Below are 24,619 nucleotides of genomic sequence, written 5' to 3' on the forward strand. Positions count from 1 at the left end.
GAGGGCCTGAGAGCGGGGGCGTTTGGACCAAATTGGACGCCGGGCCAATCGACAACACCCGGTTGGACGAAGACGCGGCAACGCAGGAGGACACGCTCCGGCTCAAGCCGTGCAACGCCACTGTGCTGCTCCATATCGCCGGCGCATTGAGCAAAGTCGGCTGGCCGAAGATCGCCGCAACGAGGTTCAGCGGTTCATGGAACGATACGCTTAAGGACGGCCGCCCGACGCCCAACCGCGCCACATGGCTCGGTAAGCCTCCTCCACCGACCGCGCGAAGCCACGGTGATCGAGAAGCGCCGAGCCCTCCAGCCGCGCCCGCATGCCCCGGCGCAGCCCGGAGAGCCGCGCGAGGTCACCGGCCAACGCCGCCGCCGCCTCGACATAACCGGCCTCATCCCGCCCGATCAGCTCCTCCAGCCCGCAGCGGGTCAGCAGGCTGGCGCCCACCCGCGCCACGTGATGGCGGCCGGCGAGCGTGACGACCGGAACCCCCATCCACAGGGCCTCGCACGTCGTGGTCGTGCCGTTGTAGGGAAAGGGGTCGAGCGCCACGTCCAGCCGGTCGTAGGCCCGCAGATGATCGGCGACGGACGCCGCCGGCGTCAGAAGCTCGATCCGCCCGGGGTCCACGCCCCGGCGGGCGAAGTCTTGAAGGATGGCGCTCCGCACCGCGACGTCCTCGAAGCCCCGGCTCTTCAGCAACAGCCGGGCCGGCGGCACCCGCGCCAGCAGGGCGGACCAGACCCGCACCACCTCCGGCGTCACCTTGGCCAGGCTGTTGAAGGAACCGAAGGTGATGAAGCCGTTGGCGACCACCGGCGGTTCTCCGACCGGGCCGGCGCTGGCCGGCGGCTGGAAGGCGAGGAAGCCGCGCGGCAGCCGGACCAGCCGCTCGGCATGCCAGCCGTCGGTGCCGCCCGGCGGGTCCGCGATGGCGTCGGTCAGCCGCCCGTCCACCGCCGGCATGCCGGTCGTGTCGGGATAGCCGAGCCACGTGACCTGCACCGGCGCCGGCCGACGCGCGAACAGCAGGGGCCGCCCACCCGCCGTGTGGCCCGCGAGGTCGATCAGGAGATCGACGCGGTCCCGCTCCACCAGCGCCGCCGCCGCCGCGTCGTCGAGATCGGCCAGCGAGCGCCAGCCGGCGGCCAGGGACTCCATCCGCACGGTCATGTCGTCCCGCCGAGACTCGGTGGCGTAGCACAGGATCTCCACCGCGCCGCGATCATGCTCGCGCAGCAGCGGTTCGATGAAATGGGCACAGGCATGATGGCAGAAATCCGGAGACACATAGCCGACCCGCAGCCGCCGGTCCGGATCGCGGTCGTTGGCGAAGCGCTTCGCGCCGTCGAAAAGCGGCCGTGCGTGACGCTCGTTCCAGTGCGCGTGCGCGCGGGCGATGACCTCTGGCGGAACCCAAGGCGAGTAATGGAGCGCCAGCAGCAGGTTGGAGCGCATCAGCGCCATGTCCGGGTGATGCTCCAGCCCCTTCTGGAGAATGCCGATCGCCTCCGTGATGCGCCCTTGGTCCTTCAGCGCCTCCCCCAGATTGATGAAGGGCTGGGGCAGATCCGGCCGTGCCCGGATCGCCGCCAGGTAGCTTTCCACCGCTTGCGTCAGCGCCCCTTCCTCGCGTTGGGAATCGCCGAGATTGCTCAGCGCCTCGCCCATGTCCGGCTTGAGGCGGAGCGCCCTCCGGTAGGCCGTCTTGGCACCCGCCGGGTTCCGCGCCGCTTTGAGAAGATTTCCGGCGTTGAACCAGGAACCGGGAGAGTCCGGGCTGAGTGCGAGCGCGACGCGCAGGGCGGCCATCGCCTCGGCGACGCGCCCCTGGTCGCCAAGCGTGCAGGCGAGGTTGCTCCGCACGCCCGCGTCCTCCGGCCAGCACGCCACGGCCGTGCGGAGGCGAACGGCCGCCTCCTCCCAGCGCTGCGCCCGGCGCAGCAGGATGGCCAGGTTGTTGTTGGCCTGCGGATGGCTGGGCTCCCGTGCGAGGACGGCGCGGTAGCCGGCCTCAGCCGCCTCGGGGCGGCCGCCCTCATGCTCGGCCAGCGCGGCGGCAAAGATCCCCTCCGTTTCCATCAGCGCATCCCCGCCTCGTCGAGGATGGCCAGCAGCCGGTCGGCCGAACGCTCCCAGGTGAAGCGCTCCGCCAGACGGTCGCGGGCGGACGGCAGGCGATCCCCACCCCGGACGATGCCCGTCAGGGTGGCCGCGGCGGCCTCCTCGTCCGGCAGCCACCAGTCCAGCCCATGGAAGGGCGGGTGGAAGCCCTCCTGCCCCGGCACGCGGGCGGGACCGACGGAGGAGGGGATCAGCCGCGCGTTTCCCTCGTCGAGATAGGCGAGATAGGCGGAGTGGGCGGGCGCGATCAGCCCCAGCCCCATGGCCCCGGCCTTGGTCATGGGCAGGTCCCAGCCCTCCCCGTGCGACAGGCTCCAGTAATGGGTCGCGGCGCGGTAAAGCCCCGTCATCTCCCCGTCGGTGAGCAACCGGTCGATCAGCACCACCGGCGCGGCCTCCGCCAGCCGCCGGCCCACGGCCCGCTCCGCCCCCCGCACCAGCGCGCCGAGTTCCGCCCGCAGGGTTGGGCCGAGGCTCCGGCCAAGTTTCAGGATGAGCACCGCCTCGTCCGTGGGTGCGGTGGCGCGCAGCCAGACCCGCATCAGCCCGTCGATGTTCTTGCGCGGGTTGAAATCCGAGACGTTGAGGAAACGGTGCCGGTAGCTCGACACCAGCCGTCCGCCGGGGGCGACCAGGACCGGCACGGCACCCGGCTCCACCGGATCGACGCCGAGCGGACAGACGCGCAGACGGTCCTCGGGAAAGCCTTGCTCCGCCCAGGCAAGGCGCGAGGATTCGGTCGGCACGACGATCAGGTCGCTGAACGCGCTCATCCGCCGCCAAGCCGGCGGAATGCGCGTTCCCTCGAACATGGTGAAGGTCACGCTGGCACGGCCCGGCACCCGCTCCACCGCCAGCGGAATGAGACAGTTCACCACCGCCCGCGCCGGAACGGGCCGGTCCAGCGCGCCGCCCGGCCAGGATTCCGTCCCCCTGGTCCCGATGACCTCCAGCGGCACTCCCTGTCTTCCACGCAACGCCCGGATCAGGCGCTGGCAGAAATAGCCGTAACCCGTGGCGCTCTCGAAGGGCCCACGGATCGCCACTCCACCGGCCTGCGTGCCTATGGCGGCCGTCATCGCGCGGTAGCGTGCGCAACGGGCCAGCCCGTTGACCGCGTTCGAAGCGGCCGGATCGAGCCTCAACCCCCGCCGGAAGACCTCCGACGCCGCCCCGACCGTCCCCAGCCGCAGCAGCATCTCGCCAAGCTGGACATGGGCGAGGGCACCGGCGGGATCCTCGGCGACGGCGTGGCGGAAGCCGGCGATGGCCTCCCCGAACAGGCCGGCCAGCATGCGCACTGAAGCGAGGTTGAACCACGCCAGCCCGGAGCGTGGGTCGATCCGGACCGCCCGCGTCAGGACACGGATCGCCCCATCCAAGTCGCCCCGCTCCTGCCGCACCGTGCCGAGCCGGTCCTGGGCGAGCCGGAAGGCCGGGTCCAGCAAGGCCAGCACGCCGAAATGCGTTTCCGCCGCCGCCCAGTCGCGCCGCTGCTGCCGCAGGAGGGCCAGATTGCACCGCGCCGCAAAATGGGTGGGGGCAGTCCGCACCGCCTCCTCCAGCGGCCCCACCGCCGCATCGCCGTTGCCGGCCGCGAAGAGCGAGGCGCCCAGCAGGTTGAGGATGTCGGCGCCGCGCGATCCCGCCTCCAGAAGGGCGAAGCACGCGGCGGCGGCCTCCGCCGGCCGGCCGGCCTCGTAGAGCGCGATGGCGGGATCAAGATCGGACACGACGCACCTCTTCCGCAACGGCTTCGGCCACCCGCGCCATGACCCCGTGCCAGTCGTTGCGGCGCGCCATGCGGAACAGCCGGTGCGACGGATACCAGGGCGTGCGGTCGGGGTGATTCATCCAGCGCCAGTCGCCCAGCCAGGGCAACGCCAGGAACACCGGCTTGCCCAGTGCGCCGGCAACATGCCCGACCACGGAATCGCAGGCAACCACGAGATCCATGCCCTCCGCGAGCGCGGCGGTGTCGAGGAAGCCCTCCGCCCCGGCGCGCCGGCCCGGCGGATCGACGATCCCGAACCGCCCGCCCAGCCGCTCCAGTTCGTCCAGCCCGGCAACCCGCTGGAGGCTGAAGAGCCGCGCGCCGGGAATCCGCGACAGGGGCTCGAAACACTCCAGCGGAATGGAGCGGTCGTCGCCATCGGCGCGCCACTGGATGCCGACGCGGAGTTCGCCCGGCCGTGGTCGTCCAAGGACCCGCTCGCGCCAGAAGGCCACCCGCTCCGGATCGGCCCACAGATAGGGAATGTCCTGGGGGATCGTGTCCGCCCTGGTGCGGCACCGGTACGGCAGGCTCATCAGGGAGAGGCTGCAATCGAAATCAGGCAAGGGTTCCCCCCGCGCCACCAGCGAGTCGATGCCGGGGGCGGTGGCGAGCAACCGTTTCAACACCGGCTGGCACTCGAAGACGGTTCGCGCGCCCATGGCCTTGAGCCGCGGGAAATAACGGACGAACTGCGCGCTGTCGCCCAGCCCCTGCTCGTAATGGACCAGGATGGTCAGGCCGGCGAGCGGACCGCCGTCCCAGACCGGCTTGCCTGGAAACGCCCGGTTCCACGGCCAGACCGCCTGGCCGGTGCGCCATTCGTACTCGCGCAGCCCCTCCTCCAGTTCGCCACGCATGAGCTGGGCGGTGCCGAGATTCTTGTGATGCTCGGGCCAGGCCGGGGCGAGCCGGATGGCGCGCCGGAAATGCCCGAGCGCCGCGCCGGGCCGCCGTTGCGCCATGACCGCCGCTCCGACGTTGTTGTTCACCGACGCGTCATCGGGCTGCAGCAGGGCTGCCAGCCGGAAGGCGCGCTCGGCCTCTTCCGGGTCGTCGAGCGCCATCAGAGTGCCGCCCAGCGCGAAAGCCGCTCCCGTCTGGTCCGGCCGCAAAGCGATCAGGCGCCGCAGGGCCCGCAGGGCTCGATCCGGCCGCAGCAGTTCCAGGTGGGTGGAGGCGAGGTGAAAGAGCGTGTCGGGATGCTCGGGCCGCAGGCGAAGCGCCGCGTGCAATGCCGCCACGGCCTCCTTCGCACGACCGGCCGTCCGCAGGGTGACTCCCAACAGAAACCATGGCACCGGGTGCTCCGGGCGCAGGGCGACGGCGGCCCGGAAGCTCGCCACCGCGTCGGGCAGCCTCGAATGCTCGATGTGGAACAGCCCCTGGTTGAATCGCTGAAGAAACGCTTCCTCGCCCACCGGTCCCCCTTCACGGACGCCGCAGAAAAAAGCGCCATCCGGAAAAGCCCTGTCGGCGGGCCGGCGGCCAATGCTAACCATTGTCGGATGGAAGCCGCTCCGCCGCAAGGCGCCATCACGCTCGCCGAAGCCCTGGACCGGGCGCTCGCGCTCCATCAGGCCGGTCGCGCCGGGGAGGCGGGCGATCTCTGCCGCTCGATCCTGCGTGCCCTGCCGGAGCAGGCGGAGACCCGCTGCCTGTTCGGTACCATCGCGTTCGGGCAGGGCCGCCTGGACGCGGCGGGCGCTCTCTTCACCGTCACGGCGGCGCTGGCTCCCGCCTTCTTCGACGCCCACCGCAACCTCGCCATCTTGGAGCAGGCCGCCGGCCGGCCGCTGGCGGCCTGCCGGCACCACCGGCGCGCCCTGGCCCTGCGGCCCGACGACGGGGAAACCCACCTCGCGCTGGCACTGCTGCACGGCCAGACCGGCAACGAGCCGGGAGCGGTCGCCTGGATGCGGCAGGGCATCGCGCGGGCTCCCGGCTTCCTGCCCCTGCGGGAAACCTACGTCGGCTTCTGCGAGCGCGCCGCCGCCCGCGCGTTCGGCCGCGGGGATCTGGAGGGCGCCGCCACCCTCTGCGAACAGGCACTCGCCCTCCTGCGGGAAGCGCCCGCCGTCACCGGAGTCCTTCGCGACCTGCTGGAACGGCTCGTGCGCGTGGCGCTGGTCGTCGGGCGCCCGGCCCTCGCCATGGAATTTCTGGCGATCAAGGATCCGATCGACTTCCCCGAGGTCCGGCCTCAGGACATCGACCGCTTCACTCTGTCCCTGCTGCCCTTCCCCGCTTGGTGCGCCGCCGCCGGCTTCCGCCACGAGATATGGCAAGCCCCATCCCAGGAGCCCGGCCAGACGCTGGTATCGGCAAGCCCCCCTTGGCTGCGCCCCCAGATCGACCGGCTGCCGGTACTGGCGCGGGAGCCGGTGGGCGTGGCGCTCGACGCGGAGGTCGAGGTCGTCCAAGGCTTCTACGTCAAGGACAATTACGAAAGCCACCTGCTGGCCGGCCGGCGTTTCCTGCTGCGCGAGGTGGCTGACACGGTCGTGCATGGTCCCCGCGTGCCGCTGGTCGGCGTGACGCCCGGCGCCATAGCGGGCGCCTTCCGTCTGCCCCGCCCGCTCTACCGGACGGTGGCGATCGACCAGCCGGTGTTCTTTCTCCCCTCCACCCCGAATTACTGGCATTTCCTTGTCGAGGTGCTACCGAGGCTGATGGTGCGGGAGCGAGTGGCCGAGACCCGCGCCCTGCCGGTGCTTCTCTTCGACGTGCGGCCCTACCATCGGGAGATGCTTCAACTGGCCGGCCTCCCCGCCGAACAGATCATCGACGCGCGGGAACTGATGGGTCTGGACGGCGCCCAGGTCCTCTACCGCCTGAGCCGGGCGGCGGTGCCGTCGGCCGTTCCCTACCCCGCCGCCTATCGCTGGCTGCGGGAACGCCTGCTGCCGCAATGGCGCGGCGATGGGCCGCCGACGCGGCGCCTCTACCTGTCGCGGCGCGGCGCGGCGCCCAAGCACCGCATCGCCAACGACGCCGAGGTAGCGGCCCTGCTGGCAGACCGGGGCTTCGAGACGGTGCAGCCGGAACGGCTTGGCGTGCTGGAAACGATCGGGCTGATGGCGGAGGCGGAGGTGGTGGTGGCCCCGGTCGGGGCGGCCACCGCCAACCAAGTCTTCCTGCCGCCGGGCGGGCAATGGGTGCATCTCTGCAACCCGGACTTCTTCCATCCGGACTCCCGCTGGAACCCGCAGATGGGCGTGCAGACTCCGCTGCTCGGCCGTTTCCACCATCTGGCCGGCCATTTCACCGACGATCCCGCCGGCCGGCCCGACGACCTGCTCGCCCGGCTCGACATCCCCGTGCGGATCGACCCCGACGCGCTTGGCCGACTGTTGGACGAGATTCCGGCTCACCCTTCAGGATCAGGACCGGGGTGAGCCGCCGTCCCGTTCCTCCTCATCCCCCAACAGCAGCGCCTCCACGCCGTCCGGGCGGGCCAGCGCTTGCTCGAAGTTCCCCGCCTCCACGATTTCGACGCCGGGCAGCGGAAACAGCAGCTTGGTTCCGCCCATCACCATCGCGCGCTCGCGCTCCAGGAACTCGCGACGGAAATGCCAGGGCAGCACCAGGTAGAGGTCGGGCCGTAGCGAGCGGGATTCCGACTCCGAGACGATCGGGATGCCGCTGCCCGGCGTGACGGCACCGACCTTGTCGGGGTTGCGGTCGGCGGCGCACTCGACGAGATCCCGGCCGATGCCGCACCATTGCAGAAGCACGTTGCCCTTGGTGGAGGCACCATAGACGTGCACCCGCCCCCCCCCGTCGCGGACGGCGCGCAGCCGGCCGACCAACTCCTCCCGCAGGGCCTCCGCCCGCGTCTGGAAGGCACGGTAGGGATGGTCTGTCGCCAGCCCCATCGCCGCCTCCCGCCGCCGCAGCGCCTCCAGAAAGGCCCGGTCCTGCGCCGTGCCGAACCGGTCGTTCGCGGCGTGGCAGACGAAGCAGCGAATGCTGCCGCCGTTCATCCCGTTGATCTCCGCCCGGAAAATCCGCAGCCCGGCCCGCCGCGCGACGGTCTCCAGCACGGCGAGGCTGTAATACTCCAGATGCTCGTGGCAGACCGTGTCGAAGGCGTTCCGCAGCAGCATGAGCGGCAGGTAGGACAACTCCAGCACCCACAGCCCGTCCGGAGCGAGCAGCCGGGCGATCGCGACGGCCGCCCCGCATGGATCCTCGATGTCGTAGAACATGGCGATGGAGGTCACAACGTCGAACCGGGCCCCGCCGAGTTCCCCCAGCGCGGCTTCGGATGGAAAGAAGGCGTTGACGACGGTGACGTCGCCTTCGAGCCCGGCGGCGATGTCGGACGGATCGACCCCGACGCGCACCGACGCCGCAGGGTAGGAGAGGAGCAGGGTCCCGTCGTTGCAGCCGATGTCGAGCACCGCCGGCGCCAGGAGGCCGGCCAGCGCCCCGGCCTGCTCGGCGATGCCACGCAGATGGTCGCGCATCGTCGTGTTGAGGCCCGACCGGTACCAATAGGTTCGGTATAGCAATTCGGGAGGCACGCTGGCGGCGGTCTGCAACAGCCCGCAGGCCGCCGGATCCCGGTCGGCTCCGCAACGCACGAGCCGCATGGGAAAGGCCACCCCGGCCGGCACCGTTCGCCCCGGCTTGGCGAAGGCTCCCTGCAGGACCTGGGGGCCGAGATCGATGACCGGCACCAGGACCGGCGAACCGCAGACCCGGCAAGTCTGTCGCGGGCGAAGGGACATACCGAGACCTCGACGAGCGTGGGGAGGAGACACGGACCAGGGGGTGGAACGCGCTGGCGGACCGAGACGCCCGCAGGATTGCCAAGTCCCGGCCGATGATGCAGGGTCGCTCCCCTGATCGGTTCCGGAAAGAGGGGACAGATGGAATACACCGCCGGTTCCCGCTTGGCACACGTCTTTCTTCTCCAGTTCCTCCCCCGCCGCGGGCGAGGAACGTCGGCCGGGGGCTGACCGGTGCATCCCTTCGCGATCGCGACGGCCGGCGACAACGCCTATTTCCCGCTGCTCCAGGGACTCGTCCGCTCGGTCCGTGCCTTTCCGCAGGGGGGCGGGGTCCCCATCACCGTGCTCGACCTCGGGCTCGGGGCGGAGGAACGGCGCTGGCTGACCAGCGAAGGGGCTCGGCTGGCGGCGCCCGGCTGGGACCACCCCTTCGACCGGCCGATGCCGGAGTATTTCAAGGCGATGGTGTCGCGCCCGCATCTCCCCAGGCACGTTCCCGACGCCGCCGTCATCCTGTGGCTGGACGCCGATTGCTGGGTGCAGGACTGGTCGGCCATCGACCTGCTGCTGGCGGGCGCGGCGGCGACCGGCTTCGCCATCGTGCCGGAGCTCGACCGCACCTACACGCCCTTCTACGACGGCGCGCCCTACGTCCACCATCTCCATGACTGGTACAAGGCCTGCTTCGACGAGGCCACGGCGCGCCGGCTCTTCGCCTACCCGCTGCTGAACTGCGGCGTCTTCGCCGCGCGCCGCGACGCGCCGCATTGGGCGCTCTGGGCGCGCCTGCTGGCGGAGTCCCTCCGCCGGACCGTGCTCTTCGTCAGCGAGCAGGTCGCGTTGAACCTCGCCCTGCGCACCGGCGGGCTGCCGTTCAGCCAGTTGCCGGCGCGCTGCAACTGGATCTGCTTTCGGGCCACGCCCTTCAGCTCCGGAGACGGCCGGCTGCTGCTGGAGCCGGAGCTTCCCCACGCTCCGCTCGGCATCCTGCATCTGGCGGGCTACCCCCTGCCCCGCAAGCAGGACCCGCACACCCTCTCCACGCCCGACGGCGGCACGGTCGTGCGCCCGCTCAGCCACGGGCCGCCGGCCGGAACGCCGGTCTTCAAGCCCATGGCCAAGCCGGTGGAGCGGCCGGAAAACGCGCTGGGCCGGGCTTTCGCCCTCTACCAGCAAGGGAAGCCCGAGGAGAGCGCCGCGCTGTGCCGGGCGATCCTCGCCGCTTCGTCCGACCAGCCGGCGGCGGCCTTCCTGCTGGGGGTGGTGGATTTTTCGTTGGGGCGGCTGGAGGAGTCGCGGCGGTGCTTCGCCGCCGCCATCGCCTTGCAGCCGGATCTCGCGGATGCCTTCAACAACCTCGCCCTGTTGGAACACCAAGCCCGCCCCCGCCTCGCCGCGACCCTGACCAGGCGCGCCCTCCGCCTCGAGCCGGACGCCCTGCCCTTCACCCGGCTCGGCACCCTGCTCCGGGACGAGCGGCGGAATGGGGAGGCGCTGGACGCCCACAGGCGGGCGCTGGCGCTCCAGCCGGATTCGGCCGACGCATGGCGCGAGAACGCCCACAGCCTGCGTGCGGCGAAGCGGACGGCACGGGCCGCCCAGGGCTACGACCATGCCCATCGGCTTGCCCCGGAACGGACGGAATTCCTCTGCGACCGCCTGTTCGCGAGCCTGTCCATCTGCGACTGGCGGAGCCACGCGGAGACGTGCCGCCGGCTGGTGGAGACCATCGACCGTGACCAGGGGGTCGTGCTGCCGCTGTTGAGCCTGCTCATCGGCACCAGCCCGGCGCAGCAGGACCGCGCGGCCCGCCGCTTCCATCGCGCGTTCGTCGGGCCGGCCACGGCGGCTCCGGCCATGCGGCGGCCCGTCGCCTCCGGGGGACGGCTGAACATCGCCTATCTCTCCGCCGACTTCCACGAACACGCCACCGCCCATCTGACGGCGGAACTCTTCGAACTGCACGACCGGACGCGCTTCGGCGTCTTCGGCTATTCCTATGGGGAGGACGACGGAAGCCCCATGCGGCGGCGGCTGGAGGCCGGCTTCGACCGCTTCCGCGACCTGCGGCACGCCGATGCCGAGAAGGTCGCGGCTCTGTGCGCCGAGGACGACATCCACATCCTCGTGGATCTCAAGGGCTACACCCGGGACGCCCGGCTGACGCTGCTGACGCGGCGGCTGGCGCCCGTCCAGGTGGCCTATCTGGGTTATCCGGGAAGCTCGGGCGCGGATCTGATGGATTACGCGATCGGCGACCGCTTTGTCACCCCGCCCGAGCATCAGCCCTTCTACCGCGAACGGCTGGTGCGGATGCCCGACAGCTATCAGGTCAACGATCGCCGCCGGCCGGCCGACGCCCCCGTGCCGACGCGCGCGGCCTGCGGCCTGCCCGCCGAGGGCGTCGTCTTCTGCGCCTTCCACGCCGCCTTCAAGATCGACCCGGTCCTGTTCGGCCTCTGGATGCGCATCCTGCGCCGCGTACCGGGCGGGACGCTCTGGCTCCTGGAGGCCGGAAAGGATGCCACCGCCAACCTGCGGATGGAGGCGGCGCGCCATGGCGTCGATCCGGCACGGCTGGTCTTCGCCCCCCACCGCCCGCAGGCCGAGCACCTCGCCCGCTACCGGCTTGCCGATCTGGCGCTCGACAGCTTCCCCTACACCGGACACACCACCACCTCCGACGCCCTGTGGATGGGTTTGCCCGTGCTCACGACGCGGGGGGAGACCTTCGCCTCCAGCGTCGCGGCCAGCCTGCTGCACGCGGCCGGCTTGCCGGAGACGGTCACCCGCTCCTTCGCCGAATACGAGGAGCGGGCGGTGCGGCTGGCCGGGGAGCCGGCGACGCTGGCCGTCTACCGACACCGGCTGGAGTCCGGGCGCGCCACGGCGCCCCTGTTCGACAGCCCGCGCTTCACTCGAAACCTGGAGCGCGCCTACCGGACCATGTGGGAGCGCCACGCGGCCGGTCTGCCGCCGCAAGCCTTCACGGTGGAGCCATCGTGAGGAGCGCCGCGTCCATCCCGGCGCTGGAGCGCGCCACTCGCCTCAATCCCGGCTCCGCCGAAGCTCATCACGCGCTGGGGCTGGCCCTGCGCCAAGCCGGGAGGCTCGATGAGGCGCAGGACAGCCTGCGGCGAGCCATCCGGGCCGAGCCCGGCTTCCTGCCCGCCCACATGAACCTGGGCAACGGCCTCCTCGACGAGGGGGCCCACGCGGAGGCGCGGGCGCGGCTGGGTCTGGCGCTGGCGCTCGGGCCCGCGACGCCGGAATGCTGGTACAATCTCGGCAACGCCAGCCAGGGCGACGATCCCGAGGGGGCGCTCCGCGCCTACGAGCGCGCGGCCCAGCTCGGGCTCGGGCTGGCCCACACGCGCATCGCCGGCATGCTGGACGCGCTCGGCCGGCAAGGCGAGGCGGAAGACCTCCTGCTCGACAGCCTGTCCCTACCGGAAACCGATGCCGCCTCCGCCATCGAGCATCTGAGCGGGCTCCTCGTCCGGCGTGGCGCGCTGGGTCCGGCGCGCGCGCTGTTTACCCATCTCATGGACATGCCGCTGGCGGGCCGCACCTACCCCGCCGAATGCCTGACGGCGCTCGCCGCGCTGGACCTCCAGGAGAACGCGCCCGACGCGGCCGCCGCGCGTCTGGCGCGCATCCAGGGCGACCACGGCTGGTTCTTCACGATCCGGTCGCTGGCCATGCTGCGGGTCACGCTTGCCGGCCGGGGCCTGCGGCTGAGGCGGCCGTCCCCGGACAGCAGGCCCGTTCCGCGCATCACCTCCTCCTCCTTGGCCAGCCGGGGCCGCTTCGCCCACAACGTTCTCGAATACATCCTTCTGCGGCTCTACGCCGAGACGCACGGCCTCGTGCTGGAAACCCCGGACTGGGTGGGCGGCGCGTTCTTCACCCTGGACGATCCTCCCCAGAGCAGGCCGCTGCCGCCCCTGCCCTTCGCCCGCAATCTCCTCAACGGGCTGGTGGCCGGCGGCGCAGCGGCCCCGGCGCCCGTTCTGGACCGCGACATCCTCTCGCCCCTGTTTCTCTTCGACCACAAGGAGAGCCAGCGCGAGCGTGTGCAGTCCTGGCTGCGGCCGCGTCCGGTCTGGGCACCCTGGCTCGACCCGGCGGTCGAGCGGCTCCGGGCCGAGGGCGCCACGGTGGTGGCGCTGCACCTGCGGCGCGGTGACTTCGTCCCGCTCGGCTACCCCATCACCGACGCGGCCTGGTACGTGGACTGGCTGCGCGCGCTGTGGCCCCAACTCGACCGGCCGGTGCTCTATCTGGCCAGCGACGACCTGCCGGCGGTGCGCCGGGATTTCGCCGAGTTCCGGCCGCTGGCCCGGGAGGATTTGGCGCCGGACTGGCCCCACCTGGAGTATCTCCAGGACTTCCACGTGCTGACCCAGGCCGATGTGGTCGGCATCAGCGCCGCCAGCGGCTTCAGCCAGCTCGCCGCCCGGCTCAACCGGCGCGCCCGGATCTTCGTCGAGCCGGATATGATGGCACGGCGCATCCGCCCGTTCCGGCCCTGGACTCCTTGAGCTTCAGCCGGAAAGGCCCTCCAGCACCCCGCAGAGCCGCGCCACGACCGCGCTCCAGTCGCCGCGCCGCTCCTGCCGGAACAGGCGCATGGTCGGGTACCAGGGCGTGCAGACGCCGTGCTCCAGCCACCGCCAGTCCGGCGCGAAGGGCAGCACGGTCCAGACCGGCCGGCCGAGCGCGCCGGCGAGATGGGCCGGTCCGGTGCAGGAGCTGACGACGAGATCAAGGCTGTCCATGATCGCCGCCGTGTCGGCGAGGTCGGCGATGTCCGCGCCCAGATCGACGAAGCTCGCCGGCAGCGGCCCGCACCGATCCAGATCGCCCCGCCCCGCCCCTTTCTGGAGACCGTAGACCGAGACTCCCGGCAGATCGAGCAGGGGCCGGAACGCCGCGAGGCCGGGGGAACGCAGCCGGTCGCTCTTGAACTCCGGATTGCCGGCCCAGACCAGCCCGATGCGGAGACCGCGCCGTGGACCGAGCCGCGCGCGCCAGCTTTCCACCAGCGCCGCTTCGGCCCGCAGATAAGCGACCGGCGCGGGGATGGTGTAGAGGGTGGCGCGCAACCGGTGCGGCAGGCTCGCCAGCGACACGTGGAAATCATGCGGCGGCGCCGGATCGTGGCGGGGAACGACGCCGGCGATCCCCGGCATCGACGAAAGCAACCGGACGAGCGGCCCGCCGCAATCCAGGAACACCCGCGCACCCTGCGCCTGGAGCAGCGCGGCGTAGCGCGCGAACATGATGGTGTCCCCCACCCCCTGCTCGTCATGAACCAGCACGGTGCGGCCCGCGAGCGGCGATCCGTCCCAGACGGGCGAGGCGAAGTCGCGTCGGGGCGAGGCGAAGTCCGCCATGCGGGACCGCCATTCATACTCCGCGAACCCCTCGCGGAACTCGCCCTTGATCAGGAGGCCGTGGCCCAGAGCCGTGTGCGCCTCGGCCAGCGCCGGAGCCAGCGTGGCGGCGCGACGCGCCAGACGGATGGATTCGTCCACCCGCATCTCGTCGCGCGCGACGAGGCCGAGGTTGAGATGGGCGTGGGAACCGTCCGGCTGCTCCACGATGGACAGGCGGAAACAGGCGGCGGCCTCCTCGTAGCGGCCGAGATCCTGAAAGGTGATGCCGAGGTTGTTGAGGGTTCCCGGCTCTCCGGACGCGAAGCCCAGCGCGCTGCGGTAGGCGGCGATCGCCTCCTCCAACCGCCCGAGCCGGCGCAGCGCCACGCCCAGGTTGGTGTATCCCGCCACCGACAGAGGCGTCATGCCGAGCAGCGCCATCAGCGCCTCGCGTGCCTCCTCGTTCCGGCCGGCGAAGAGGAGCGCGTGGGCCTGTCTCAGCCTCGGTTCCGTCACCCATGGGGTGAGCGCCAGCCGGTGACCGAGCGTGTCCGCCAGGGCGTCATGCTCCCCCCGATCGGACAGGATGTCGGCAAGGGTGTCGAGACCGTCGGGAGAGGCGGGATCCAGCGCCAGCGCCAGGCGTGCGCTCGCCCGTGCCGTGCCGAGCTGACCGAGCTGGCGCAAGGCGCGGGCGAGGCTGGAATGGCCAGCCGGGTTGCCGGGGTTCCGACGGACGGATTCCCCGATGAGCTGTGCGGCGATCGCCGGCCGTCCGTGCTGAAGCGCCAGCACCCCCAGCAGATGCAGGGCGCCGGGGTGGCCGGGATCGGCGGCCAGCACCGCCCGGTACGCGCTCTCCGCTTCCGCCGCGCGGCCGGCGGCGTGGTGGGCGATCGCGGCTTGCAGCGTCGCGTCGGAGTGGCTGGCTTCCATCGTCACAGCAGGACCGGACTGGACCAGGGGTCATAGGGAAGAAGCGCCTGCCGGGCCTTGTCGGGGCGGACAGTGCTTCGGGCGCGCCGGTTCAGCATGGTCGCCACGAAGGAAAAGCTGCTGTTGGACACCGCCACCAGATCGGCCTCGCACAGGACATGGAAATCGGTGAGGAACTCCGCTCCGGGGATCGGCTCCGCCACATCCCGCGCACAGAGCGGCCGGTAGGCGGCGAAAGCGGAAAGGCAGCGCGGGTCGTCCGTCGCGACATAGAGAACCGGCTGGTCCAGGCCGGGCCAGACCGTGTCCAGCCAACGCAGGTACCAGGATTCCGGCGCCATCCAGAAGGGACCCCAGCCGAAGTCGCCGCGCCGGATGTGCAAGGCCACCACCGTGCGGCCGGCCGCGCGCAGGCGGCCGGTCAGCGCGTCCGCCCAGGGCCGGATTTGCGGTCCCGGCGCGAAGAAGCCTCGGAACGTCTCCCGATGCGGTGCAAGGAGGCGGGTGTCGCCGCAGAAATAGGCGGTGACGTCCCGGTCGGCCAGCACCGCGCCGCCCGTGTCGCCGAGCGACGCCATGACGCTGGCCTCGACCTCCCGCTCCGGCAGACGGGGCAAGGCCGGACCGGGAAGCGGATCGTCCAGCCCGTAAAGATGACGCCCCGGCCAAGGCGGCACTTCCAGGGTGAGACCATGCCGCGCCGCGTACAGGCGCAGGACCCCGTATTGCAGAAGCTGGTTGCCGAACCGGCCATGCTGGCCGAGCGGGGTCGAGGCGAGCCGGCGCCCCGCCACCGCCCTCGGCGTCGGCGCGGGCGGCCGCCCGTACCGCCGGACGAGCAGATTGACGGCGCGCCGGGTGAAGGCCTCCCCACGGCCCGCGTTGCAGAGGATCGCCCGCTCCCAGCCCGGCAGCGCCGCATCCGGCCGGCCGAGCGCCTCCAGGGCGCCGGCAAGGGCGGTGTGGCCGTCGAACAGGGCGGGCGCGAGGGCCAGCGCACGCCGTGCCTGCTCCGCCGCCTCCGCCGCGCGGCCGAGGCCCAGCGCCGCTTCCGCCCGCTCCGCGCGGACCTCCCCCAAATTCGGCGCGACCCGCGCGGCGCGGCCGAGAATCCCGTGCGCGACGCCCGCCTGCCCCCGCCGCCGCTCCGTCCGCCCCAGCAGGAACAGGGTGCCGCCGTGCTCCGGCCGGAGCGCCAGCGCGTCGCGCAGATGGCGGGCGGCCGGATCGAGGGCGCCCTGCTCGAACCGCAGGGAGGCGAGGTTGAAGCGCGCCCCTCCCGCGTCCGGGTGAAGGCTCGCCACCGCCTGGAACGCGCGGAGCGCCAAGGCGTCGCGCTTGAGCCCGTTCGCCGCCAACCCCAGCTCGAACCAGACCGTCGCGTCGGCGGGATCGAGGGCCGCCGCCCGGACCAGCACGGCAACGGCGGGCTCCGGCTGCCGGTCACGGACCAGTTCCTTCCCCTTTTCCAGCCAGACGGCGGCCTCCATCGGCGGCGACGGCGGCCTACGTGTCCCGTCGGTCGCCAAGCTGTAGAGACGGCGCTGGGTCAGGAGTTCGATGGCCACGAAGCGGCTGTCCGGCTGCTGGCGTTCCGCCGCAAGGGGGCCGCCGGTCATCTCGGCCCGCTGCCGCTCCAGCGCGTTGCCCGGCCGCATGGTGTAGCGGACGGTCTTCTCGGGGAACTTCAGCCCGCCGAACCGGCTGTGCAAGGCGCGGCTGTACGCAACATCGTCGGCGACCGCCGGGTGGAACGGCGCCTCCTCCGGAAAGCCGCCGATCCGGTCGTGGCAATCGCGGCGGACACAGAGATTGCCGGGATAGCAGTTCTCCGAGGCCTGCCGCCAATCCGGGGTGATCTCGGCGTCAATTTCGTCGAAGAGGATGCCGGTGCGGACGAAGCCCATCTCGGGGGCCGCGTCCAAAGCCCGGATCGTCAGGAAGAGGTGCCGTTCCAGATAGTGATCGTCGGCATCGAGGAACCAGAGATAGCGGCCCAGCGCGGCGGCGGCGCCCGCGTTGCGTGTCCGCCCCGCACCCCGGTTCCGGTTGTTGGCGATGACCGCGACGCTCTGTTCCGGATGCGCCCGCGCCCAACGCAACGCCCGCGCCACGCTGTCGTCGGGGGAAGCGTCGTCCACGACGCAGACATGGACCTGCGCGCCGGCCTCGCCGGACGCGGCGCGGTGATGCCGGACCGCCGCCAGGACGCTGTCGAGCGCCCGTTCGATCGTGTCCTCCATCCGGTGGACCGGAATCACGACCGTGCCGATGAAGTCGTAGTCGGTCCGATGGCGGGCGATCCCGGCCAGGGCGACGCCGAGGCCGTTGCCGTCCATCCGGGACGCGGCGTGGAAACGCACGGCCTCGTCGTCGCGTCCCTGGATCAGGCGCAGAACGCCGAGAACATGCGCAAAATCGCCGCGAGGCGCGACGATTTCGGCCAAGGGTTCGATGAGCGTGGCCGCCTCGTCGATCCGCCCGTTCTGCATCAGCACCACGGCTTGGTTGAGGGCGGGGGTGATCACCCGCTCGACCTGCCGTTCCAGCACGGCGCCATCCCCATGCAGCCGGGCGGCGCGGATGAAAAGCGACAGGGCCCGCGGCCCTTCGCCGGCTTGGTACACCTCCAGCGCCAAGCGCTGCCAGGACAGGGCCTCCGCCGGATCGGCGGCCAGCGCCCGCCGATGCGTCCTCACCGGATCGGGATCGTCCGTCATCGGCCGGTCACCGCCCGCGCCCAGGGCGCCGCGAAGGCGCCGCCGTCAGCGTTGATCCCGGACTCGCAGGTCCACGTCGCACTTCGCAAAAGCCTACGACCTTCATGCCGGTGGTGGCGGGGTGCTATGGTATAGGCCTCCTGGCCGAAAGGGTCCATCGCGCATGCATCGGGCGCCCGCGCGCGCAGGCCTTCAAGGCAGGACCGCGACAACCGCCCCCGGCGCGAGCGTGGAGCAACTTGGCCCCATGGAACGGTTCAGCATGCACGTCGAAACGGATGATGCCGACAGGGCTCACGATCAGGATGACCAACTTCGCCGGTCCATGGGCGATGACCAGCTCCGCCGGTCCGCGGAGGCGGCGCTCGACGCCGATCCGTCCGACGCGAAGGCATGGAGCATTCTGGGCCTGCTGCTTCGCCGCGCCGGAAAGCTGGAGGAAGCCATCGCCTGCCACCGTCGCGGGCTGGAGCATGCACCCGACAACTGGAGCGTCTGGAGCAACCTCGGCAACGCGCTGACCGAAGCCGGACGTCTTGCCGAAGGAGTCGCGGCGCAGGAGGAGGCCTTCCGGCGCGAGCCCGGCAACGGGACGATCCTGTTCAACCGCGCGGTCGCCTTCCGCAAGGCGGGGCGCTACGCCGAAGCGCTGGCGGCGATCAACCTCGCCAGCAGCGAAAACGGTGAGCCGACGGCGCTCCTGCGGTGGGAACGGGCGCTGACGCGGTTGCAGATCGGCGACTATGTGCATGGCTTCGACGATTACGAGGCGCGCCGGCAGATTCCGTCCTATCACGCGCGACGACCCTCGGCGCCGCCGTGGAACGGACAGGAATTGGACGGGCGCCGCGTCTTCGTGACGACCGAACAGGGCTTCGGCGACGCCCTGCTGGTGGCCCGCTACCTGCCGATGGTCAAGAAGGCCGGCGGCCGGCTGGTTTACGAATGCCATTCGGAATTGCGACGCGTGTTTTCCGGGCTCGACCCGGACGAATGGGTGGCATGGGGAGCCCCAGCGCCGTCCTGCGACGTCGAGGTGTCGCAAATGACCTTGCCTATGCTGTTCCGCACGACGCTCGCCTCCGTGCCGCCGCCGGTGCCGCTCACCGTTCCGGTCGAGGCGCGGGAGAAAGCCGCGTGGCGGCTGGGGGAGCGGGAGCCGGGAACGCTGCGCGTGGGCATGGTCTGGTCGGGCCGGTCCACTTTCGCCGACAACGCCTGGCGCGCCACGAGGCTGGCGCCGTTCCTGCGCCTCGCCGAAATTCCGGGGGTGCGGCTCTACAGCCTTCAGAAAGGACCGCAGGAGGCCGAACTGGACGCGCTCGGCCCGGCAGGCCGGCTGGTGGTGCCGCTCGGCCCCCATGTGGAGGATTTCGCCGACACCGCGGCGATGATCGAGCGGCTGGATCTGGTCATCATGACCGACAGCTCGGTCGCGCATCTGGCCGGCTCGCTCGGCACCCCCATCTGGAACCTCGTGCAGCACGTGCCCTACTGGGTCTACGGCTTCACCGGAGAGCGCACGCCTTGGTACCCGTCGATGCGCCTGTTCCGCCAGGGGCCGGAACTGGACTGGGCACCTGTCTTCGCGCGCGTCCGCGAGGCTCTTCACGAGGAAGTCCGGCGACGCGCCGAGCGGGACGCCCCTACCGCGCGGACTCTATGACCGCCCGTTGCAGCGCGCTGCGCAGCGCCGTCACGACGTCGCCCCAGTCGCCCGCCCGCCTCTGCCGGAACAGCCGCATGGTCGGGTACCAGGGCGTGTCGGTGCGCTCCAGCATCCACCGCCACTCGGACTCCGCGCGCACCATGGTCCAGACCGGCCGCCCCAGCGCGCCGGCGAGGTGGGCGACCGCGCTGTCCACCGCGATGACCAGATCGAGCTGCGCCACGACGGCCGCGGTATCGGCAAGGTCGTCCAACGCGTCCCCGACATCGCGGAAGCCCATGGGAAGCCGACCGCCCAGCCGCTCCAGATCCGCCCGACCGGCACCCTTCTGAAGGGAAATGAAGACGATTCCGGGAAGGTCAAGAAGCGGCAGCAGAGGTTCCAGCCCCGGCGAGCGCTTCGGATCCTCGTGGAGATCCGCGTTGCCGGCCCAGACCAGACCGACAACCAGCCCGACAGCCGGCCCGGCGCGCAGCCCCGCCCACACCGGCCCCAGCCGGTCGCGCCACTTCTCGACAAGGGAGGGTTCGGCCGCGAGGTAGGGCACCTCCGACGGAACCGTCGCGAGGGTCGTGCCAAGGAGATGCGGAAGGCTCATCAGGGCCGCATGGGCGTCATGCGCCGGGGTCGGCGCGGAGCGTCCAACCACCGTCGCCACGCCCGGCAGCGTGGCGAGGAGCTGCGCCAGCGCGTCGCTGCACTCCACGATCACGCGGGCGCCGCGCCGGGCAAGCAGCGCCGCGTAGCGCGCGAACTGGATTCCGTCGCCCAGCCCCTGCTCGTCGTGCAGAAGAATGCGCCGGCCGTTGGGATCGCCACCCTCCCACAGCGGGGTCGGCAGACCGCGTGCTTCCACCTGCCCATCGCCCAACCGGGTGCGCCATTCATACTCGCGGAACCCCGGCGCGAGATCGCCCCGCATCAGCAGACAGGTGGCCAGGAGCGTGTGGGCGCCGGCGTCGTCCGCCCGCTCCGCGATAAGGCGGCGGCATACGGCCTCCGCGTCGTCCAACCGATGCAGGCTGCGCAGGACCAGCGCGTGGTTCATCCGCGTCCCGGCATCGGCCGGCTCCAGGACCATGGCGCGCGACAGGGCGCTGGCCGCCGCCTCGTCCCCCCCGATCCGCATCGACAGGGCGAGGCCCAGGTTCCTCAACAGGCCCGCATCGGCCGGCGCCAGCGACAGCGCCTGGCGGCCGACCGCCACCGCCTGCCCGTGGAGACCGAGATTCTTCAGCGCGACCGCGAGGTTGCCGTAGGCGCGATGGTCCTCCGGCTCGCGGCGGATCAACACCCTCAGAACCGCTGAGCCTTCCTCGTACCGGCGAAGCAGGAGCAGGCTGTGGGCGAGCTTGAACAGGTGGAAGCTTCCCTCGGGGTCCAGCCGGATGCAACAGCGCAGAGGCCGGAGCGCCTCGGCCATCGCGTTCCGCGCCAGCCGCCGCTCGGCAAGCGCGTGGAATGCCTCGATGTCGGTGGGATCGAGGGCCGCTGCCCGGCGCAAGATCGCCTCGGCGCCGTCCCCGCGCCTCTCCGGCACGCGGCCGTCCTCAAGCCGGGCCTCCGGCGCGGGGGCCGCTTGCGGGACGAGCCAGCCGAGATCGCGGAAGCGGGCGAGGTCTTTCCGGATGCGGGCCGGATAGTGCTCGTCGACGGGCACACGCCGAAGGCCCGTCCACATGCCGGGCAGCGCGGCTCCGTCGAAACGGCCGGTGGCGTAGAAGCGGTCGAGCCGAGCCCGGTTGATCTGTGGATCGCGGTCGAAGTCGGCGATCATCTCGCGGTGAGCGAAAGCCTCCAGCTTCGCGAGGAAACGGTCGGCGCCCCCCATCCAGGTGAAGTGCCAGCCGGCGTCCGGAACGACCCGCCCGATCCCCTGCTTGGGCAGGTAGCGGGCGCGGTTGGCGCCGATGCGGCGGATCAGCTCCCAGGGAGCGGCGGCCACCGAGACCCAGGGATCCGGCGCCTTCAGGTCGAGGAAATAGAGGAAGATGTCGAGATGGGGAGCGAAGAGCGTCGCGCCTTCGTCCGGTTCCCGGCGCAGCCGCTCGACGACCGGGGCGCGCAGGATCTCGTCGGCGTCGGAGATGAGGATCATGTCGCTGGGCCGGCACTCCCCGAGGCCGCGCAGGATCGCGTCCCTCTGGTACGCCTCGCGGTTCCAGGCGAAGCCACCCGGATCCTCGGCCACCACGATGTGGACGATCTTGTCCGCATAAGCCGCGAAACGCGCCCGGTTGTCGGCGTAATGCAGCGGCTTGGCCGCGCCAGCATGGGTGTGGGTCGCCTCGACCAGGACGAAGCGGTCCACCACCGGATAGAGTTCGGCCAACCGGACCTCCAGCAGATCCAGTTCATTGTAGAACTGGAAGCAGTCGAAGATTCGGCGCCCGCCGGGCGGCAGCGGGGACGGCGGCGGTAGCGCGGACAACGCGGTTTGGTAGGAAAGCCAGGCGTCGTAGCCGCGCAGAGCCGACCAGACGCCGGTGCGCGCCTCTTCGTCGTTGTGATCGAGGCGGAGCGAACGCTCCACCAGCTCGATCATCCCGCGCGCCTCGGCCCGCCAAGCCGGATCGGCCAGCCGGCGGTCGCCCCCGGAATTCAAATGGGTGCCCAGCGCTTCCATGATCTGCTGCTGGGCGGAGACGATCTTGGCGGTGATCGCCGTGGCGGCCCTCACCGGAGCCGGAGCCGGCGTCCGCAAATCCTCGAACCAGGCGATCCAGTCTTGCGCCCGCACCGCCCAGGGTGTCTTCGCGTTCGCGTGGTCGACCTGGGCGCGGAGCCGGCGGCCGGCGGCGGGATCCGTCCGCAGCTCGGTCAGGGCGGCCACCGTCGCCTCGGCGTAGCGCCGCGCGTGCTCCTGCGGATCGTCCGGCACGGGGATGAGCCGCGCGAACCCGGCCCCGCTTTCCGGCAGGGCACCCAATTGGCTCGACACCACTAGGCAGCCGGCCGCCAGCGCCTCCAGCACGGCGATGCAGGAGGTTTCGGCGAAGCGGTTGAGATAGGCAAGGCAGGTCGCCTCCCGCAACACCCCGGCCAGCGCCACCTGACCGAGGCCGCCGATATACTCCACCCCTTCGATTTCCCGACAGCGCTGGTACAGGGCGGTGAAGGGATCCCGCTCCTCGGAGACCTGATAGACTTCGAGGCTCGAACAGACGCGCAGCCGGGTTCCGGGAATCGCCGCGCGTATCGACGGAAAGCTGTTCAGCAGTGCGTCGAGGCCGCGGAACGGTGTGCTGGTGTAGGCCAGTACCGGTGGCCAGGGGATCGCCGCCAGGATGTCCTCGCCTGCCCCGAACAGGCCGGCAAAGGCTGGCGCGATCCCGTTGCGCATCACCCGGCAGCGCGCCGGATCGATGGGGAAGGCGTCCAGATACCCATCCATCTGCCATCGACTGACGAAGGCGATGCCGTCCAGACCGTCGCGCAGGTCGGCCTCGGCCATGTTCGCCACCGCCGGCTGGTCGGCCGCGTGCTGTGTCCAGAGAATCAGTTTGCGCGCGCTGCCCATCCTGGCGCGCAGGCGCAGCAGCAAGTCTCGATCGCATCCGTTCAGAAACACCACGACGTCGAAAGCGCACAGATCCTCAAGGCTCACCGAAGCCATGGGCAGGCAGCGCACCCCGCGCACGGTGACGGCCGCGCGCGTGCCGTTGACGAGCGTGATCGAATGGCCGGCGGCGGCCAGCGCCTCCCCGAGGTAGCAGAGCGCCGATTGCGACCCGCCAAGCGGCCGATGGCGCGGCGTCTCGGGGGTGTAGTCGCCCTTCGTCGGGTCTATGAACGCGATCTTGATGGTCATGCCTTGAAGGCCGAGGTGGGCCGGCGCTAAATGATGGGCCGGCTGGATGCCGGCACGTCCCACCGCATAGCACCAGCCCGCAACGGGAAGGTCAACCGGCTTCGCGGTCCGCGTCGAAAGGCTATGCGTGGAACAGAACCTTGCTTTGACTTGGCAGCTTTCGGAAATCCATGGCTGGGGTCTGGTCGGCGTGCACACGGCGCTTTACCTGATGGACCAAGGCCGACCGCCGCTTTTGCTGGAACGGCCGCTGCTGGCGACCCTGCGGCCGGAGAACCGGGAGAGGCTGACGGCCCTGACCATCGGGCATGAGCGCATCGGAGCCATCGCCGAGCAGGTTCCGGGCAAGGTGGTGGCCATCAAGGGCTGGACCGTGCTGCACGCGTTGGCCAACGGCTTCGTGGCGGGGCCGACATCCGCTCGCTTCCGCGGCAGCTGCAACGTCGGCGTGATCGCTTTCGAGGACAGTCGGTTCGACGCCGGCACATTGGAGCGCGCGCGCGGTTATGACAGAATCGTGGTGCATTCGACCTACAACCGGGATTTGCTTCTGGAGCAAGGAATCCTGGATGTCGGTTGCGCGTTCCAGGGCATTGATCCAAGTGAGCTGCCCCCGCTATCTCCGACCGGCCGGTTCGGCGACCGCTTCGTCATCTTCTCCGGCGGCAAGCTGGAGTTCCGTAAGGGCCAGGACATTGTGCTGGCCGCCTTTCGCCGTTTCCACGAGCGTCACCCCGACGCGCTGCTGGTCACCGCTTGGCACAATTACTGGCCGCACACCTCCGGAACGATCGCCGAATCCCCGTTAACGCCGACGCCCCCGATGATCGGCAAAAATGGAAAGCTGCGGATCGTGGAATGGGCGATGGCGCACGGCGTGCCGCCCGAGGGCTTCATTGACATGGGATTCATCGCAAGGCACCAGATCGCGACGATCCTAGCCGATTGTCACGCAGCCGTTTTCCCCAATCGCTGCGAAGGCGCCACCAACCTTGTCGCCATGGAGGCGATGGCCTGCGGCGTGCCCGTGATTCTGTCGGCCAACACCGGCCATCTCGATCTGATCCATGAGGGCAATTGCCTACCGCTCCGCAACCAGACCCCGGTGGCCGATCCCACGGGTGCCCGTCGGGGGTGGGGCGAATCCGCCGTGGACGAGGTGGTTGAACAGTTGGAGCGCGTCTACACCGACAGGGCCACGGCACGGGCCTGCGCCGAAAAGGGGCGGATCTTTATGCGCGAGGAGAGGAGTTGGCGCGCTTTCGCCAAATTCTTCGTACGGACTGCCGCTTGAGTTGGTCCCCATTTCCCGGACAGATTTGCGGCTGAAATAAGCTTGGTTCTGGTTCCTGTTATGCCACCCCGCCAGAGGTGGCCGCAGAAAACTGGTTCTCCCGCACTTTGCGTGGATCAGGCTGCGAGGAGGACGCGACGGCGCAGCAAATCGAAGTTGGCGCGTCCG

The 24,619-nt window shown here is 71.0% G+C and carries 12 protein-coding genes; 5 read left to right on the plus strand and 7 right to left on the minus strand.

Going from position 1 to position 24,619, the window contains the following annotated elements; genetic code table 11:
- Positions 1-210: 210 nt before the first annotated feature.
- From EJ913_RS28310 to EJ913_RS28320, 3 genes are read right to left on the minus strand one after another with little or no spacing between them, the layout of a single operon-like run.
- Positions 211-2,085: an O-linked N-acetylglucosamine transferase, SPINDLY family protein gene (locus EJ913_RS28310; RefSeq protein WP_127004277.1), complete on the minus strand. Its 1,875-nt coding sequence runs from the start codon at positions 2,083-2,085 to the stop codon at positions 211-213.
- Entirely contained in the window at positions 2,085-3,860 is a 1,776-nt protein-coding gene (locus tag EJ913_RS28315) for a tetratricopeptide repeat protein (RefSeq protein WP_185909981.1), read from the minus strand. Before EJ913_RS28315 ends, EJ913_RS28310 begins: the two co-directional genes overlap by 1 nt.
- Positions 3,847-5,322 carry a tetratricopeptide repeat protein gene (locus EJ913_RS28320; protein WP_185909982.1) on the minus strand — a complete coding sequence of 492 codons (1,476 nt, stop codon included), beginning with the start codon at positions 5,320-5,322 and terminating at the stop codon, positions 3,847-3,849. Before EJ913_RS28320 ends, EJ913_RS28315 begins: the two co-directional genes overlap by 14 nt.
- A gap of 87 nt (positions 5,323-5,409) precedes the next feature.
- On the opposite strand from EJ913_RS28320, the gene EJ913_RS28325 reads away from it, so the two are divergent.
- Positions 5,410-7,299 carry a glycosyltransferase 61 family protein gene (locus tag EJ913_RS28325; protein ID WP_127004283.1) on the plus strand — a complete coding sequence of 630 codons (1,890 nt, stop codon included), beginning with the start codon at positions 5,410-5,412 and terminating at the stop codon, positions 7,297-7,299.
- Here the strand turns inward: EJ913_RS28325 and EJ913_RS28330 are convergent.
- Positions 7,285-8,586, minus strand: coding sequence for a class I SAM-dependent methyltransferase (locus EJ913_RS28330; protein ID WP_211099062.1), 1,302 nt, complete (start codon positions 8,584-8,586; stop codon positions 7,285-7,287). The two genes, EJ913_RS28325 and EJ913_RS28330, sit on opposite strands and share 15 nt — an antisense overlap.
- 285 nt (positions 8,587-8,871) lie before the next feature.
- On the opposite strand from EJ913_RS28330, the gene EJ913_RS28335 reads away from it, so the two are divergent.
- Together EJ913_RS28335 and EJ913_RS28340 are read left to right on the plus strand one after the other, a co-directional pair.
- Positions 8,872-11,646: an O-linked N-acetylglucosamine transferase, SPINDLY family protein gene (locus EJ913_RS28335; RefSeq protein ID WP_238520306.1), complete on the plus strand. Its 2,775-nt coding sequence runs from the start codon at positions 8,872-8,874 to the stop codon at positions 11,644-11,646.
- Positions 11,643-13,184 carry a tetratricopeptide repeat protein gene (locus tag EJ913_RS28340; protein WP_244939531.1) on the plus strand — a complete coding sequence of 514 codons (1,542 nt, stop codon included), beginning with the start codon at positions 11,643-11,645 and terminating at the stop codon, positions 13,182-13,184. Before EJ913_RS28335 ends, EJ913_RS28340 begins: the two co-directional genes overlap by 4 nt.
- Before the next feature lie 3 nt (positions 13,185-13,187).
- Here the strand turns inward: EJ913_RS28340 and EJ913_RS28345 are convergent, their stop codons facing one another.
- Positions 13,188-14,957: a tetratricopeptide repeat protein gene (locus EJ913_RS28345; RefSeq protein WP_127004289.1), complete on the minus strand. Its 1,770-nt coding sequence runs from the start codon at positions 14,955-14,957 to the stop codon at positions 13,188-13,190.
- 2 nt (positions 14,958-14,959) lie between these two features.
- The gene (locus EJ913_RS28350; protein ID WP_127004291.1) at positions 14,960-17,677 is read right to left on the minus strand and encodes a glycosyltransferase; all 2,718 of its coding nucleotides are present in this window, start codon (positions 17,675-17,677) and stop codon (positions 14,960-14,962) included.
- Between the two features lie 247 nt (positions 17,678-17,924).
- Here EJ913_RS28350 and EJ913_RS28355 point away from each other — a divergent pair, with 247 nt between their 5' ends.
- Positions 17,925-19,343 carry a tetratricopeptide repeat protein gene (locus EJ913_RS28355; RefSeq protein WP_244939532.1) on the plus strand — a complete coding sequence of 473 codons (1,419 nt, stop codon included), beginning with the start codon at positions 17,925-17,927 and terminating at the stop codon, positions 19,341-19,343.
- On the opposite strand, the gene EJ913_RS28360 is transcribed toward EJ913_RS28355, so the two are convergent.
- Entirely contained in the window at positions 19,324-23,157 is a 3,834-nt protein-coding gene (locus tag EJ913_RS28360) for a glycosyltransferase (protein WP_127004293.1), read from the minus strand. The two genes, EJ913_RS28355 and EJ913_RS28360, sit on opposite strands and share 20 nt — an antisense overlap.
- Positions 23,158-23,284: 127 nt before the next feature.
- Here EJ913_RS28360 and EJ913_RS28370 point away from each other — a divergent pair, with 127 nt between their 5' ends.
- Positions 23,285-24,451 (plus strand): glycosyltransferase family 4 protein, encoded by a 1,167-nt coding sequence (locus tag EJ913_RS28370; protein ID WP_185909983.1) that lies wholly within the window; start codon positions 23,285-23,287, stop codon positions 24,449-24,451.
- The last annotated feature ends 168 nt before the right edge of the window (positions 24,452-24,619 follow it).

The organism is Azospirillum doebereinerae, assembly GCF_003989665.1.
GTDB classification, from domain to species: domain Bacteria; phylum Pseudomonadota; class Alphaproteobacteria; order Azospirillales; family Azospirillaceae; genus Azospirillum; species Azospirillum doebereinerae.